The 15,524-nt window shown below is 62.8% G+C and carries 9 protein-coding genes and 1 tRNA gene; 5 read left to right on the top strand and 5 right to left on the bottom strand.

Annotation, left to right across the window (positions count from 1 at the left end; all coding sequences use genetic code 11):
* Nucleotides 1–15: 15 nt before the first annotated feature.
* From rpsA to aroA, 4 genes are all read right to left on the bottom strand, one after another.
* Entirely contained in the window at nt 16–1,713 is a 1,698-nt protein-coding gene (gene rpsA / locus AC0L2P_RS18325; protein WP_473502720.1) for a 30S ribosomal protein S1, read from the bottom strand.
* Nucleotides 1,714–1,917: 204 nt separating this feature from the next.
* Entirely contained in the window at nt 1,918–2,568 is a 651-nt protein-coding gene (cmk, locus tag AC0L2P_RS18320) for a (d)CMP kinase (RefSeq protein ID WP_473502719.1), read from the bottom strand.
* A gap of 9 nt (nt 2,569–2,577) precedes the next feature.
* Nucleotides 2,578–2,901, bottom strand: coding sequence for a hypothetical protein (locus AC0L2P_RS18315; RefSeq protein WP_473502718.1), 324 nt, complete (start codon nt 2,899–2,901; stop codon nt 2,578–2,580).
* Nucleotides 2,898–4,256: a 3-phosphoshikimate 1-carboxyvinyltransferase gene (aroA, locus tag AC0L2P_RS18310; protein WP_473502717.1), complete on the bottom strand. Its 1,359-nt coding sequence runs from the start codon at nt 4,254–4,256 to the stop codon at nt 2,898–2,900. The genes AC0L2P_RS18315 and aroA overlap by 4 nt, the downstream gene beginning before the upstream one ends.
* 194 nt (nt 4,257–4,450) lie before the next feature.
* On the opposite strand from aroA, the gene AC0L2P_RS18305 reads away from it, so the two are divergent.
* Nucleotides 4,451–4,840 carry a TIGR02300 family protein gene (locus tag AC0L2P_RS18305; protein WP_473502716.1) on the top strand — a complete coding sequence of 130 codons (390 nt, stop codon included), beginning with the start codon at nt 4,451–4,453 and terminating at the stop codon, nt 4,838–4,840.
* 164 nt (nt 4,841–5,004) lie between these two features.
* Nucleotides 5,005–5,080: transfer RNA gene (locus AC0L2P_RS18300), tRNA-Ala, on the top strand.
* Between the two features lie 230 nt (nt 5,081–5,310).
* Here AC0L2P_RS18300 and AC0L2P_RS18295 read toward each other — a convergent pair.
* Entirely contained in the window at nt 5,311–5,631 is a 321-nt protein-coding gene (locus AC0L2P_RS18295; protein ID WP_473502715.1) for a hypothetical protein, read from the bottom strand.
* Nucleotides 5,632–5,915: 284 nt separating this feature from the next.
* On the opposite strand from AC0L2P_RS18295, the gene AC0L2P_RS18290 reads away from it, so the two are divergent.
* The 3 genes from AC0L2P_RS18290 to AC0L2P_RS18280 all read left to right on the top strand — a co-directional run bounded on the left by AC0L2P_RS18290 (nt 5,916) and on the right by AC0L2P_RS18280 (nt 15,397).
* Nucleotides 5,916–11,627: a HAMP domain-containing protein gene (locus AC0L2P_RS18290; protein WP_473502929.1), complete on the top strand. Its 5,712-nt coding sequence runs from the start codon at nt 5,916–5,918 to the stop codon at nt 11,625–11,627.
* 52 nt (nt 11,628–11,679) lie between these two features.
* A complete protein-coding gene (locus AC0L2P_RS18285) occupies nt 11,680–13,746 on the top strand; it encodes a response regulator (RefSeq protein WP_473502714.1) in 2,067 nt (688 codons plus the stop codon).
* 151 nt (nt 13,747–13,897) lie between these two features.
* Nucleotides 13,898–15,397 carry a helicase HerA domain-containing protein gene (locus AC0L2P_RS18280; RefSeq protein WP_473502713.1) on the top strand — a complete coding sequence of 500 codons (1,500 nt, stop codon included), beginning with the start codon at nt 13,898–13,900 and terminating at the stop codon, nt 15,395–15,397.
* The last annotated feature ends 127 nt before the right edge of the window (nt 15,398–15,524 follow it).

Here is a 15,524-nt window from a genome sequence, read left to right as displayed (position 1 = left end):
AGGCGCGGTGTTGGCTTAGCTGCCCTGCTTCTTCAGCGCGGCACCCAGGATGTCGCCCAGCGAAGCGCCGGAGTCGGTTGAGCCGTACTGGGCGACCGCTTCCTTCTCTTCGGCGATTTCCAGCGCCTTGATCGAGACTTGCAGCTTGCGGGTCTTCTTGTCGAAAGCGATGACGCGGGCGTCGACTTTCTGGCCAACGGTGAAGCGCTCGGGGCGCTGCTCGTCGCGGTCACGGCTGAGGTCGGAGCGCTTGATGAAGGTCTCGATGCCGCTGTCGACCAGCCGCACTTCCAGACCGCCATCCTTCACGCCGATAACCTCGCAGGTGACCACGGCGTTCTTGCGCAGTTCGCCTGACGTCGCGGCTTCGCCGACGGCGTCCTTGGCCAGCTGCTTGATGCCGAGCGAGATGCGCTCCTTGTCGATGTCGACGTCGAGCACCTGCGCCTTGACCATGTCGCCGCGATTGTACTCCTCGATCACCTGCTCGCCCGGACGGGTCCAGTCGAGGTCGGAAAGGTGGACCATGCCGTCGACGTCGCCTTCGAGGCCGATGAACAGACCGAACTCGGTCTTGTTCTTGACCTCACCCTCGACCTGGCTGCCGACCGGATGGCTGCGCGCGAAGGCCTCCCATGGGTTCTCCAGCGTCTGCTTGAGACCGAGCGAGATACGGCGCTTGGCCGGATCGACTTCGAGCACCACGACGTCGACTTCCTGCGTTGTCGACAGGATCTTGCCGGGATGCACGTTCTTCTTGGTCCACGACATTTCCGAAACGTGGATGAGGCCTTCGATACCCGGCTCCAGCTCGACGAACGCGCCGTAGTCGGTGATGTTGGTGACGGTACCCTTGATCTTCTTGCCGATCGGGAATTTCGTTCCGATCTCGGACCACGGATCGCTCTCGAGCTGTTTCATGCCGAGCGAGATGCGGTGGGTTTCCTGGTTGATGCGGATAATCTGCACCTTGACCGTCTGGCCGATATTGAGGATTTCGGTCGGATGGTTGACGCGGCGCCATGCCATGTCGGTGACGTGCAGCAGGCCGTCGATGCCGCCGAGGTCGACGAACGCACCATAGTCGGTGATGTTCTTGACGACGCCTTCGACCACCTGGCCTTCTTCGAGGTTCTGCACGATTTCCGAACGCTGTTCGGCGCGGCTTTCCTCGAGCACGGTGCGGCGCGAGACCACGATGTTGCCGCGGCGGCGATCCATCTTGAGGATCTCGAAGGGCTGCGGGTTGTGCATCAGCGGCGAGACGTCGCGGATCGGGCGAATATCGACCTGGCTGCGCGGCAGGAAAGCCACGGCGCCGTCGAGGTCGACCGTGAAGCCGCCCTTGACCTGGTTGAAGATGACGCCTTCGACGCGTTCGCCCTTGGTGAACTTCTCTTCGAGACGAACCCAGCTCTCTTCGCGGCGGGCCTTTTCGCGCGACAGCATGGCTTCGCCAAGCGCGTTCTCGATACGCTCGACATAGACTTCGACCGTGTCGCCGACCTTGAGCGTCGTGTCCTTGCCCTTGACGCCGAATTCCTTTAGCGGCACGCGGCCTTCGACCTTGAGGCCGACGTCGATGATGGCCATGTCCTTTTCGATCGCGGTGATCGTGCCCTTGACGACCTGGCCTTCGCCGGAATGGCCGGCGGAAAATGATTCTTCGAGCAGGCTCGCGAAATCATCGCGAGTGGGATTTGCAACTGACATAGTTTCTCCTGGAATGCCCCGCAATCTGTCGCGAGGCGGGCGCCGTGGGTTAGCGTTGCGTTGGCCTGCCGGCGTTCCGGGCAAAAAGCCCTTGGCCGCCCTTGAGCGGCAATTCCGGCGCACGAAGAATGCTGGCAGGCTGGTTCACGCCCAATATGGGAATTCTTTCGTCGCCGGCAATCGGCGGCGGCAGGAAAACCCGGCTCAGGCTTCGTTTCTCTTGGCCAGGACGTCGTCGATGATCGCCTGAGCTGCCAGAAACGCGGCCTCTATAGCCATTTTCGACGTGTCGAGCAAGTGCGCATCGGCGGCCGGCTTCAAAGGCGAGTCCATGCGGCCCATGTCGCGCTCGTCGCGGCGCACGATATCCGCAAGGATTTCATCAAAATTGGCAGTGCCGCCGATGCTCTCGATTTCATCCAGCCGCCGCTTTGCCCGCACCTCGGCGCTGGCCGTGACATAGAGTTTTACGTCGGCGTCGGGACAGACGACAGTGCCGATGTCGCGGCCGTCGAGCACCGCACCCGGTGGGGTTTTTGCGAAGGCGCGCTGCTTTTCCACCAGGATGCGCCGCACGCTTGGGAACACAGCGACTTTCGAAGCAGCCTCGCCGACCGCGTGTGCCGAAAGCACGGCGCGGTCGAGCTTGGCGAGGTCAACTTGCCGCGCCGCGGTCTCGGCGGCCGAGACATTGTCGAGCGGCAAGCCAAGCTGCAGCAACGCATGCGCCACCGCTCGGTAGGTGAGGCCGGTATCGAGCAGGTTCAGGTGGTAGTGGTCGGCGAGCCGGCGGGCGAGAGTGCCTTTGCCCGCACCTGCGGGACCGTCGATGGCGATGGTGAAAATTGGGCTCATCTCGCGTGACTAAACAGACGGAACGCCAGTACCGCCAAGGCGATCAAAACCGATAAAGGCAACGCAATGAAAGGTATTACGCCGATTGTCATGAAAGCCATTGCTCCAAACGCGTTGAAAAGCCCGGCAAGGAAGACCCAGTCGCTCTTTCCAAGAAACCTGGCTGCATAAGCATAAAATGACAGATAGAATGGTCATGAATTGAATGGCCAGAGGCCAGAAAAGAAGAGCGAAAATGCCAAATCGCTCTTTGAAAACGAGGCGTTCGATCAGATACGGGACCAGCGCAGCTCCTAGATATCCCGCTACAGCCAGCAAGTCTCGCAGCATCAATCGATCTCCGCACCGAGCCCCTTCATCAGCCCCATGAATTCCGGAAAGCTCGTTGCGATCATCGCCTGGTCGTCGATGGTTACCGGTTTTTCCGTCGCCAGCCCCATCACCAGAAAGCTCATGGCGATGCGGTGATCGAGATGGGTCTGGACGATGGTGCCCTGTCCGTTGGGATGCTGGCCGAGGCCCTTGCCGCCCGGCTTTCCGCGCACCACAAGCGAGGCTTCGCCTTCGCTGCAATCGACGCCGTTGAGCTTCAGCCCTTCGGCCACCGCGGACAGCCGGTCGGATTCCTTCACGCGAAGCTCTTCAAGCCCAAGCATCAGCGTTTCGCCGTCGGCAAAACTCGCCGCCACGGCAAGCACCGGATACTCGTCGATCATGGTCGGCGCCCGTTCCGGCGGCACGGCGACGCCCTTCAGCTCGGAATAACGCACGCGCAGGTCCGCAACATCCTCGCCGCCTTCGTTGCGCGGGTCGAGTATGTCGATCCGGGCGCCCATTTCCTGCAGCGTCAACAAGAGTCCGGTGCGGGTAGGATTCATCAGCACGTTTTCGATGGTAATGTCCGAGCCCGGCACAATCAGCGCCGCCACCAGCGGAAAGCCGGCGGAGGAGGGGTCGCCAGGCACCGCGATAGTCTGGCCGGTGAGCTTGCCCTGGCCTTCGATGAAAATGTGGCGCACGCCGCGCTCGTCGGTCTCGACCGACAGATTGGCGCCGAACCCTTTGAGCATCTTTTCGGTGTGGTCGCGCGTCATCACCGGCTCGATGACGGTGGTGATGCCCGGCGTGTTCAACCCGGCGAGCAGCACCGCCGATTTGACCTGCGCCGAGGCCATCGGCACCCGGTAGGTGATCGGTGCGGCGTGCTTGGGCCCGTGCAGCGTGATCGGCATGCGGTCGCCGGGCGTCGCCCTCAGCACCTGCACGCCCATCTGGCGCAGCGGTTCGAGCACGCGGCCCATCGGCCGGCCGGACAGCGAGGCGTCGCCGATGAAGGTGGTTTCCATGTCATAGGTGCCGACCAGGCCCATGGTCAGGCGTGAGCCGGTGCCGGCATTGCCGAAATCGAGCGGGCCTTCCGGCTGCAGCAGCGCGCCATTGCCGGTGCCGCGGATCACCCACTCAGCGCCATGCTTCTCGATATGTGCGCCCATCGCCTTCATGGCAGCGCCCGTACGCATTACGTCCTCACCCTCCAGCAGTCCGGTGATGCGGGTTTCGCCGGAGGCCAGCCCACCGAACATGAACGAGCGGTGCGAGATCGACTTGTCGCCGGGCACCCGCGCCGCGCCTGAAAGGCTAGATGATTTGCGGGCGGTGGCCTGCTTGGGGGCGGCAGTGTGCGGCATGGTTCTTTCCTGGAAACGCCGGCGGCCGGCCATTTTTTGCTGGTTTGCGGGGTCTCCTATCATGGCGCACCGAAATGGTCATCCCCTTGGTATGAAGGCCTTCGAATTCAGGCTTTTTGGGACGCCGGCTTTTCGCTTTGACAGCGCCGTAAACTCTGGTTAAGGGGACCAAACTTTCATCGACGAGGCTTGCTGTGGCAAAACCCGAACTTGGCACCAAACGCATCGACCCGGAGACAGGTCGAAAATTCTATGATTTGAACAAAGACCCGATCGTCTCGCCTTACACGGGCAAGAGTTATCCGAGCTCCTATTTCGAGGAAGGCAAGGTCGCCGCCCCCGAGGAGGAAGAGGAAGTTGCCGAGAAGGAAGTGGACGCCGAGGAGGAAGAGGGTGTCGAGGTCGTCTCGCTCGAAGAGGCGGACGAGGACGCGAAGGCCGACGAACTTCCCGATCTCGGCGACGACGAGGACGACGTCGACCTTAGCGATGACGAGGATGATACGTTCCTCGCCGACGAGGAGGAAGAAGACGACGATGTTGCCGACATGATTGGCGTCGGCGACGACGACGACGAAGTCTGAGCGAACCGCATTCGCGGCTTTTCGCAGCGCCGGCCTGGAAAAAGCGGTTCTTGAAGGCTTGATATTGACTGAAGGCGGGGTTAGAAGCCGCCTGCACTAACGGCGCGGTCTAGAACCCGCGCCGGATCTCTTCGCCGGAAACGGCGCCGGCGAACTGCCGGAGTGGGGCCATAGCTCAGTTGGGAGAGCGCTTGAATGGCATTCAAGAGGTCGTCGGTTCGATTCCGATTGGCTCCACCAGTTCTCTCCGCGAAAATCAGCAGGACGGCCGTCCCGAGCTGGCCATCGCCCTCGCGAACCCAGTTGAGACAAAACAAACAAGTACGATCAGCCGTCCGGCTTGGGCTCGCCGCTCCATCCAAAGTAGTGAGCCCGCGCCTGGTCAGTGCATTTTTTTGGCTGTGGTTTGAACCGCAAGCACCGGGTCTGGACCAGGCAGCGGGCTGAAATGACGGCTGAGCAAAACTCCGTTACTTGTTGCAGTTCTGCATATTCGACGTCATAGCCCCGCTGGGGGTATTGTTGTCGGTATCGTTGCCCGCTGTATCCTTGCAGCGGTCCTGCATGCCGTTTGGCTGCTGTGTGGCGTTCGTTGCGTTCGGATCGATCGTATTCGGCGTAGTTGCGCTACCAGTCCCGGTGTTGCCGCCGGAAGTGCCTGTATTGACACCGGTATTGACACCGGTATTGGCATCATTGCCAGTCCCGCTGGTGCCGGTGCCGCTCGATTGTGCCATGGCAGATGTGGCCAGGCCGATGGCAAGTAGGGCTGCAGAGAGAATTTTCATCATCTTAGTGTCTCCATCGAGTTGCATCGCTGTATCGCGATCTATACCAACGACAGTTTTTTCGAGATGTTCCGTTGGACAGAAATAGTGATCGATACAATCACTATGGATCTTTGTTGCTCGTCGTTCATGAATGGCGACGAAATTCCTGCCGGATAGCGGCAATTTCGTCTGGAACCAAATCGAGCATGTCGCGTTGTTGCGCTTGCGGAGAGTTGTGTCGGCCCGCAGGGGACAGTTTCACCAAGACAATCAGGAATCCGTGAGCTGGGAGGGGCGCTGTGAGCGTGCTTGCATCCACAAGGCAATTGGACCACCGCGAAATACTGAACGCGCTGAAGGCTTTTCGGAGCGGTGATTTCTCCGTTCGCATCGACAATGTCTACGCCGGCCTCGATTCCGAGATCGCCGATACCTTCAACGAAATCGTAGAACTCAACGATCAGGTCACGCGCGAGTTCGAACGCCTCAGCAAGGTCGTCGGCAAGGATGGCCGGATCGGCGAACGCGGCCGTGTCCGCAACGCCACTGGCAGTTGGGAATCGAGCGTCCGTTCCGTCAACGATCTGATCGAGGACATGGTTCAGCCGACGGCCGAAGTGGCGCGCGTCATCGGCGCGGTGGCCAAGGGCGACCTGTCGCAGACGATGATGGTCGAAATCGACGGCCGGCCGTTGCGCGGCGAATTCCTGCGCATCGGCAAGATCGTCAACACCATGGTCGGACAACTGGCCTCCTTCGCCTCGGAGGTGACGCGCGTGGCGCGCGAGGTCGGCACCGAAGGCAAGCTCGGCGGGCAGGCCCGCGTGAAAGGTGTGGCCGGGACCTGGAAGGACCTCACCGACAACGTCAACGCCATGGCGACGAACCTGACCGGGCAGGTGCGCAACATCGCCGAGGTGACGACCGCCGTCGCTTCCGGCGACCTGTCGAAGAAGATTACCGTCGATGTGAAGGGCGAAATCCTCGAGCTCAAGAACACCATCAACACGATGGTCGACCAGCTCAATTCCTTCGCCTCGGAAGTGACACGCGTCGCGCGCGAAGTCGGTACGGAAGGCAAGCTCGGCGGCCAGGCGCGCGTCGAAGGTGTCGGCGGCACCTGGAAGGACCTGACCGACAACGTGAATTTGATGGCCGAAAACCTGACCGGCCAGGTGCGCAACATCGCCGAGGTGACTACAGCTGTGGCGCTTGGCGACCTGTCGAAGAAAATCACGGTCGACGTCAAGGGCGAGATCCTCGAGCTGAAATCGACCATCAACACCATGGTCGACCAGCTGAACTCCTTTGCCGGCGAGGTGACGCGCGTCGCCCGCGAAGTCGGCACCGAGGGCAAGCTCGGCGGCCAGGCACAGGTGCGCGGCGTTGCCGGCACCTGGAAGGACCTGACCGATAACGTCAATTCGATGGCCGAGAACCTGACCGGCCAGGTCCGCAACATCGCCGAGGTGACGACCGCGGTCGCTTCGGGCGACCTGTCGAAGAAGATCACCGTCGCGGTGCAGGGCGAAATCCTCGAGCTCAAGGACACCATCAACACGATGGTCGACCAATTGAACTCCTTCGCGTCCGAAGTGACCCGCGTCGCCCGCGAGGTCGGCACCGAAGGCAAGCTCGGCGGCCAGGCCGAGGTGAAGGGCGTCGGCGGCACCTGGAAGGACCTGACCGACAACGTCAACCTGATGGCCGCCAACCTGACCGGCCAGGTCCGCAACATCGCCGAGGTGACGACCGCCGTCGCCCGCGGCGACCTGTCGAAAAAGATCACCGTCGACGTCAAGGGCGAAATTCTGGAGCTCAAGGATACCGTCAACACGATGGTCGACCAGCTCAATTCCTTCGCCTCGGAAGTGACGCGTGTGGCGCGCGAAGTGGGTTCGGAAGGCAAGCTCGGCGGCCAGGCGCATGTCGAGGGCGTCGGCGGCACCTGGAAAGATCTGACCGACAACGTCAACGCCATGGCCGGCAATCTGACCGTGCAATTGCGCGACGTCTCCAAGGTGGCGACGGCGATTGCGACCGGCGACCTGACCCAAAAAATCACCGTCGATGCATTGGGCGAGATCCTGCAGATCAAGGACGTCATCAACACGATGGTCGATCAGCTGAATTCCTTCGCCTCCGAGGTGACGCGCGTGGCGCGCGAAGTCGGTTCCGACGGCAAGCTCGGCGGCCAGGCGCAGGTGCGCGGCGTTGCCGGCACCTGGAAGGACCTGACCGACAACGTCAACGCCATGGCCGCCAACCTGACCGGCCAGGTGCGCAACATCGCCGAGGTGACGACGGCGGTGGCGCTGGGCGATCTGTCGAAGAAGATCACCGTCGATGTGCGCGGCGAAATCCTCGAACTCAAGGACACCATCAATACGATGGTCGACCAGCTGAATTCTTTCGCCTCGGAAGTGACGCGCGTGGCGCGCGAGGTCGGTACCGAAGGCAAGCTCGGCGGCCAGGCACAGGTGCGCGGCGTTGCCGGCACCTGGAAGGATCTGACCGACAATGTGAATTCGATGGCCGAGAACCTGACCGGCCAGGTCCGCAACATCGCCGAGGTGACCACCGCAGTGGCACGCGGCGATTTGTCGAAGAAGATCACCGTCGACGTCAAGGGCGAGATCCTGGAGCTGAAATCGACGATCAACACCATGGTCGACCAGCTGAACTCATTTGCCGGCGAAGTAACGCGCGTCGCCCGCGAGGTCGGCACCGAGGGCAAGCTCGGCGGCCAGGCGCGGGTCGAGGGCGTCGCCGGCACCTGGAAGGACCTTACCGACAACGTCAACCTGATGGCGACGAACCTGACCAACCAGGTGCGCGGCATCGCCGATGTCGTGACCGCGGTCGCGCAAGGCAATCTCAAGCGCAAGCTGACGGTCGATGCCAAGGGCGAGATCGCCTCGCTCGCCGACACCATCAACGGCATGATCGAGACGCTTGCGACCTTCGCCGACCAGGTGACCAACGTCGCCCGCGAGGTGGGCATCGAAGGCAAGCTCGGCGGCCAGGCCCGCGTGCCCGGCGCCGCCGGCCTTTGGCGCGACCTGACCGACAACGTCAATCAGCTCGCTGCCAACCTGACCACCCAGGTGCGTGCCATCGCCGAGGTGTCGACGGCGGTGACCAAGGGCGATCTGACCCGCTCGATCAGTGTCCAGGCCTCCGGCGAGGTGGCGGCGCTGAAAGACAACATCAACGAGATGATCCGCAATCTGAAAGACCAGACGCTGAAGAATGCCGAGCAGGACTGGCTGAAGACCAATCTCGCCCGCTTCTCGCGCATGCTGCAGGGCGAGCGCGACCTGGCCACGGTCTCGCGTCTCATCATGTCCGAACTCGCTCCGCTGGTGAATGCGCAATATGGCGTGTTCTACGTGACCAACCGCGACGAGGATGAATTCTATCTGGAGCTGGCCGCCTCCTATGGCGCCGAAAGCAAGGCGGAGATCAAACAACGCCTCGACCTGCGCGAAGGCCTTGTCGGGCAGAGTGCCGCCGACAAGCGCGCCATCATGCTGGACAATGTGCCGCCGAATTTCCTGCGCGTCACCTCCGGCCTCGGCAATGCCGCGCCGGCGAACGTGATCATTCTTCCGGCTCTGTTCGAGGACGAGGTCAAGGCCGTCATCGAACTCGCCTCGTTCAGCGAATTCCGCGACACGCATCAATCGTTCCTCAATCAGCTAATGGAATCCGTCGGCATCGTTCTCAACACCATCGCCGCCACCATGCGCACCGAAGGGCTGCTCAAGCAGTCGCAGCTGCTGACCTCGGAGTTGCAGGCGCGTCAGACCGAGCTGACCAAGAAGCAGGAAGAGCTGCACACTACGAATGAGGAGCTGCAGGAAAAAGCGCAGCTGCTCGAGAACGAAAAGAAGCAGGTGGAGAACAAGAACCTCGAAATCGAGATGGCGCGGCGCGCGCTGGAGGAGAAGGCCGAGCAGCTGGCGCTTACCTCGAAATACAAGTCGGAATTCCTCGCCAATATGAGCCACGAACTGCGCACGCCGCTGAACTCGCTGCTCATCCTTTCAAACCTGCTCGCAACCAACCAGCAAGGCAATCTCAACGACAAGCAGGTCGAGTTCGCGCGCACCATCAATTCGGCCGGCACCGACCTTTTGAGCCTCATCAACGACATCCTCGATCTGTCGAAGATCGAATCGGGCACCGTCTCGATCGATATCAACGATATGCCCGTGGTGCATCTTCGCCAGCATATGGAACGAACCTTCCGGCAGCTGGCGACCGACAAGGGACTTGGCTTCACTATCAATGTCGCCCCCGAGCTTCCGGAGACCGTTCGCACGGACGAGAAGCGCTTGCAGCAGATCGTGCTCAACCTTTTGTCGAACGCGTTCAAATTCACCTCGCAAGGCGAGGTCCGCTTGAATTTCCGGGCCGAAAAGACGGGCCGTCACAACGGTTCGGCGCAACCGATGGAGGCGCTTGCGATCGTGGTCAGCGACACCGGCATCGGTATTCCGCAGGACAAGCAGAAGCTGATCTTCGAAGCCTTCCAGCAGGCCGACGGCACCACCAGCCGCAAATACGGAGGGACCGGGCTTGGGCTCTCGATCAGCCGGGAGATTGCCCGGCTGCTCGGCGGCGAATTGCGGGTCGAGAGCACGCCGGGCAAGGGTTCGACGTTTACGCTGGTCATCCCGTTCGACGGACCCCGGATGGCCTTGGCCCCGCAAGCGGCTTTGCTGCCGGCGATGGAAGTGGCCGCAACGACGGCACAGCCGAGCCCGCCATCCTCCGAATTGCTCGATGACCGCGACACGATCTCGCCGGAAGATCGGGTCGTGCTGATCGTCGAGGACGACCCGACGTTCGGCGGTCTGCTGCTCGGCCTCGCACGTTCGGCCGGGTTGAAAGGCGTCCTGTCGACCGCGGGCTCCGGCACGCTGGCTTTGGCACGCAAGCTGGTTCCGGACGCGATCACGCTCGATCTCGGACTGTCGGATATCGACGGCTGGGTGTTGTTCGATCTGCTTCGCCATGACCCGAAAACCAAGGACATTCCCGTCCATGTCATTTCGGGCGCCGAAGACATCGAGGTGCTTGCCCGCAAGGGCGCCTCCAGCATTTCAACCAAGCCCGTGTCGTCGGACGAACTGATGAAGGTCTTCCAGGACATTCATTCCAGAAAGCTCCGCGTCCAGAGCCGCGTCCTGGTTGCCGATCCCGACCCCGAGCGCCGCCTTTCGCTGATCGACGCGATCCGCGACGGCGTCACCTCGGTCACCGCGATCGGCCGCGTCGCGGCGAATGCGGACGATATCGGCATCGCCAGCTATGATGCAATTGTGCTCGGCTTTGGCCGCTCGGCCAGGGATAACGCCCAGATGCTGGATGAGATTGCCGTCCTGTTCGGACAGTCGGTGTCGCGGCTGCTGTTCTTTGCGCCTCATCCGGACGCGCTGCAACAGTCACTCGCTTTGCATCCGGCATTGGCGGATGTTCCGCGGGCGGAGAATTTCGCGCAGCTGGCTCTCCTGATATCCGCAACGCTCCCCGGGCGAGGCCACGAAAACGATGGTGCGGCGGCCGAACAGCCGGACAAATTCGACCTCGCCGGCGCAAAGGTCCTCATCGTCGACGACGACATCCGCAACATCTATTCGCTTACCAGTGTTCTCGAGACCTATGACATTCAGGTGCTGCATGCCGAACGCGGGAGGGAAGGTATCGCGCTTCTGGAGCAGAGCCCGGACATCGACGCCGCACTGATCGACATCATGATGCCGGAAATGGATGGCTACGAGACGATGCGGCAGATCCGCAGCATGCCGGCGATCGCCCATATCCCGTTGATCTCGGTCACGGCCAAGGCAATGAAGGGCGACCGCCAGAAGTGCCTCGATGCCGGCGCCTCCGACTACATCGCCAAGCCTGTCGACCTCGATCTGCTGCTGGCATTGCTGCGTGTCTGGATCGGCCGTTCGCGATCCCGTGTTCATGATCCGGAAAAGACCCTCATGGCAGTGAACTGACGGCCGCTCGATGCAGAAACTGTCGAGAAACGGAGCAAGGAAGCTGGAGGTTATGAGCCCGGCAGTGGGGCCGGCAAAGGCGCGCATCCTGGCGGTGGATGACGACGAGCGCAATCTGCTGGCGATCGGCGAGGTTCTGGCCCCTATCGGTGACGTCGTCTGCGTGCAGTCGGGCGAAGAGGCGTTGCGCGCACTGCTGAAGGAGGATTTCGCCGTCATTCTGCTGGATGTGCTGATGCCGCGGCTGGACGGTTACGAGACGGCGGGATTGATCCGCCAGCGCGAGCAATCCAGGCGAACGCCGATAATTTTTCTCACCGCCATCAACAAGGAAGACGCCCACATGCTGCGCGGCTATGACGCCGGCGCGGTGGATTACGTGTTCAAGCCTTTCGACCCGGCCATGCTGCGTTCCAAGGTTGCCGTGTTCGTCGAACTGCATGAGAAGACGCTTGAAATCCAGCAAAAGGCGGCTGCCGAGCAACGGCTGCTGGCCCAGGCACTGCAGGCGCAGCAGGAAAAGCTCGAGGCAGAGCGGGCGCTGCGCAGCGCCCAGGAGCGGCAGCATGCCATTTTGAGCTCTCTTCCGGTCTGCTTTCACGCGAGGGCGGCGGAGCCGCCGTTCGGCCCCAGCTTTGTAACCGAAGGGGTCGAGCGCCTGACCGGCTTTCCTGCCGAACGGCTGACCTCCGATCCGGACTTCGGCCTGAGCCGCGTTCATCCCGACGATCTGCCGAGAGTGAGGCAAGCCCTGCTCGCAGCCAAGGCCGCCGGCTCCTACACCTGCGAATTCCGCTGGCAATGCGCCGACGGCAACTACCGGATTTTTCTCGACCAAGGCGTCCTGTCGAACGGCTCCGACGACAAGAAGCCCGAGATCCTCGGCACATTGCTGGACGTTTCCGAGCGGCGCGAGCTTGAGAACCAGCTGCTGCAATCGCAGCGTCTCGACGCGATCGGCAAGCTTACCGGCGGCCTGGCGCATGATTTCAACAATCTGCTTGCCGCAATTCTCAGCGGGTTGGGATTGCTCGAGCGCCACGCCGAATTCGACGCACAGGCCAGGCAGGTTCTGGAACTGACACGCCGGTCGGCTAAGCAGGGCGCCGAACTCGTCAACCGCATGCTTGCCTTCTCGCGCCGCCAGACGCTGAGGCCGCAGGCCGTGCGCCTCGCCGCGCTCGGCGATACAATGAACGGATTGGTGGCCCCGGTCCTGGGCGGCCTGATCCGTTTCGATTGGCTGGTCGACGACACTGTGTGGCCGGCGCATGTCGATGCCAGCCAGCTGGAGCTGGCGCTGATGAACCTGGTCTTCAACGCGCGCGATGCCATGCCGTCCGGCGGCACGATAATCGTGGAGGCGCAAAATCGAACGCTGGGCAGTGCAGCCGAGGATATTTCGGCGGGCGACTATGTCGTGGTCACCGTCGAGGACACGGGGTCGGGCATACCGGCCGACATTCTCGCCAAGGTCGTCGAACCGTTCTTCACCACAAAACCGGTCGGCAAAGGCACTGGCCTCGGCCTGAGCACGGTGCATGGCTTCGTCAAGCAATCGGGCGGCACGCTCCGCATTGAAAGCACCGTCGGCAGTGGAACATCCGTCCAGCTCTGGCTGCCGCGTTCGATCGAGCGTCCGGTGGAAATCGCCGAGAACTCCGATGCCGGCCACACCGTCGTGAATGCCGGCGAGGACTATCCATCGGTCTTGCTGATCGACGACAGCAGCGTACTGCGGGAACTGACGGCGCAATCGCTTCGCCAGCACGGCTTTGCGGTGATCTGCGCCGGGGGCGGTGCGGAAGCGCTGGCGATGATCGAGCGGGCGCCACACGATTTCGACGTCATAGTCACAGATTTTGCCATGCCGCTCGTCTCGGGCCTGGAGGTCATTCGGTTCGCCCGCAATCTGCGGGCCGATTGGCCGGCGGTGATGATAACCGGATATGCCGATGCCGACGCCATAGCCGACCGGCCCGCCGACGTGCCGCTGCTCGGCAAACCGCTGCGCGACAAGGACCTGGTGGAGGGCATTCTTGCGGCCGCCGCGCGCACCGTGTCGCGAAGGGCCCAAGCAGGCCAGCCGGTGAAAGGCGGATACCGGTTTTCGACCTGAAGAGACAAGCCTCATCGAATCGAAACGGTACGTTTCGTATCCTCTATCGTCCGCGACATCCAGCCTGTGCGCAACACGGAGCGCCGGCCATGGCGTGCTCGACGGGCTGTGATGCGGTTGATAAGCCCTCTCCCCAAGGAGAGTCGAAGACATGACCGTTGCGATCGAGATGGGCCAGACGAGCGCGGGCGCCCCGGCGGCGCTCGATCTTGAGGAGCTGCTGGCGACGCGGCTTTTGGTGCAGGGCAATTCGGGTTCCGGCAAATCCCATCTGCTGCGCCGGCTTTTGGAGCAGAGTGCGCCCTGGGTGCAGCAGACCATCATCGATCCCGAAGGCGACTTCGTGACGCTGGGCGACCGGTTCGGCCATCTGGTGATCGATGCCGAGGAGCATACCGAGCGCGGCCTGCAGAGCGCCGGCGAGCGGGCGCGCATCCACCGCGTCTCCACGGTGCTCAATCTCGAGGGGCTCGACGCCGAGAACCAGATGCGGCGCGCCGCCGCCTTCCTCGGCGGGCTTTTCGAGGTCGCCCGCGACCATTGGTATCCGATGCTGGTGGTGGTGGACGAGGCGCAGCTGTTCGCGCCGGCGGTTGCCGGCGAGGTTCCGGACGAGGCGCGCAAGCTCTCGCTCGGCGCCATGACCAATCTGATGTGCCGTGGCCGCAAACGCGGGCTTGCCGGCATCATCGCCACCCAGCGACTGGCCAAGCTCGCCAAGAACGTCGCCGCCGAGGCTTCCAATTTCCTCATGGGCCGGACCTTTCTCGATATCGACATGGCGCGCGCCGCCGACCTTCTCGGCATGGAGCGGCGGCAGGCCGAGGCCTTTCGCGACCTTGAGCGCGGACAGTTCATGGCGCTCGGCCCGGCGCTGTCGCGCCGTCCGCTCGGCTTGCGCATCGGCCCGACCGATACGAGTCCGCGCAACGCGACCCCGCGCCTGATGCCGCTGCCGGAAGCAGCACTGGAGGATGCCCGCGCCATCATCCTGGCGGCCCCACCGCCGGAAACCGTCCGGCCGCAGCGCCGCTCGTCGCCGGACCTGCTCGATCAGCTGATGGCGGCAAAATCGGCGGCGCTGGAAATCCGCCCCGAACCGGTGGAGCCGCCGATCAGCGCCGAGGATTTGGCGGAGCGGCGCGAGCGCGTCGACCGGGTGCTGCGCGCCGTGCTGGCGCAGCCCGATGCCGGCTTCCGCGTCATCGGCGCGCTCTATCAGGAGTTCGTGGTCCGCTGCCGCATCGAGGGCCTCGCCTCGGTCGTGCCGGACCTGCCCGAGTTCCGCCGCATGCTGACCCGCTCCCGCGCCGGCTTGGGCTCCGACATGGCCGGCGACGACGCCTGGCAGGACGTCTCGGCGCGCGCCTCGCTGCTGCCCGAGGATATGCAAGGCGTGTTCATGATGATCGCCCGCGCCGCCAAGGAGGGCTGGCCCTGCCCGAGCGACGCCGCGATCGCCCGCGCCTACGGCTCGCACTCGCTGCGCCGCGCCCGGCGCCTGCTGACCTATATCGAGGAACAGGGGCTGATCGTGTGCCAGCTCGACGGGGTTGGAAGGCGGACGGTGACGCTGGTGGAACTGGCCTGGGCGACGGCGCCGGGCGATCCTAATGCGGAGGAGGTGGAGCAGGGGAGCTTGGCCGGGTGATTAGGGTGGGGCGATTTGGGCGAAAGCTGGCGTCGCTCAACAGCAGCAAAGCGCCGATTGTGTTGAAAAACTCCGGCTTGAAGCAGCTCTGAAGCACTGATTCAATCTCCTTGGTAAAGGAGATTGA

The sequence above is a fragment of the Mesorhizobium sp. WSM4836 genome (assembly GCF_055811815.1).
Note: the sequence above shows the minus strand (reverse complement) of the source record. Positions and strands in the feature narration are given on the sequence as shown.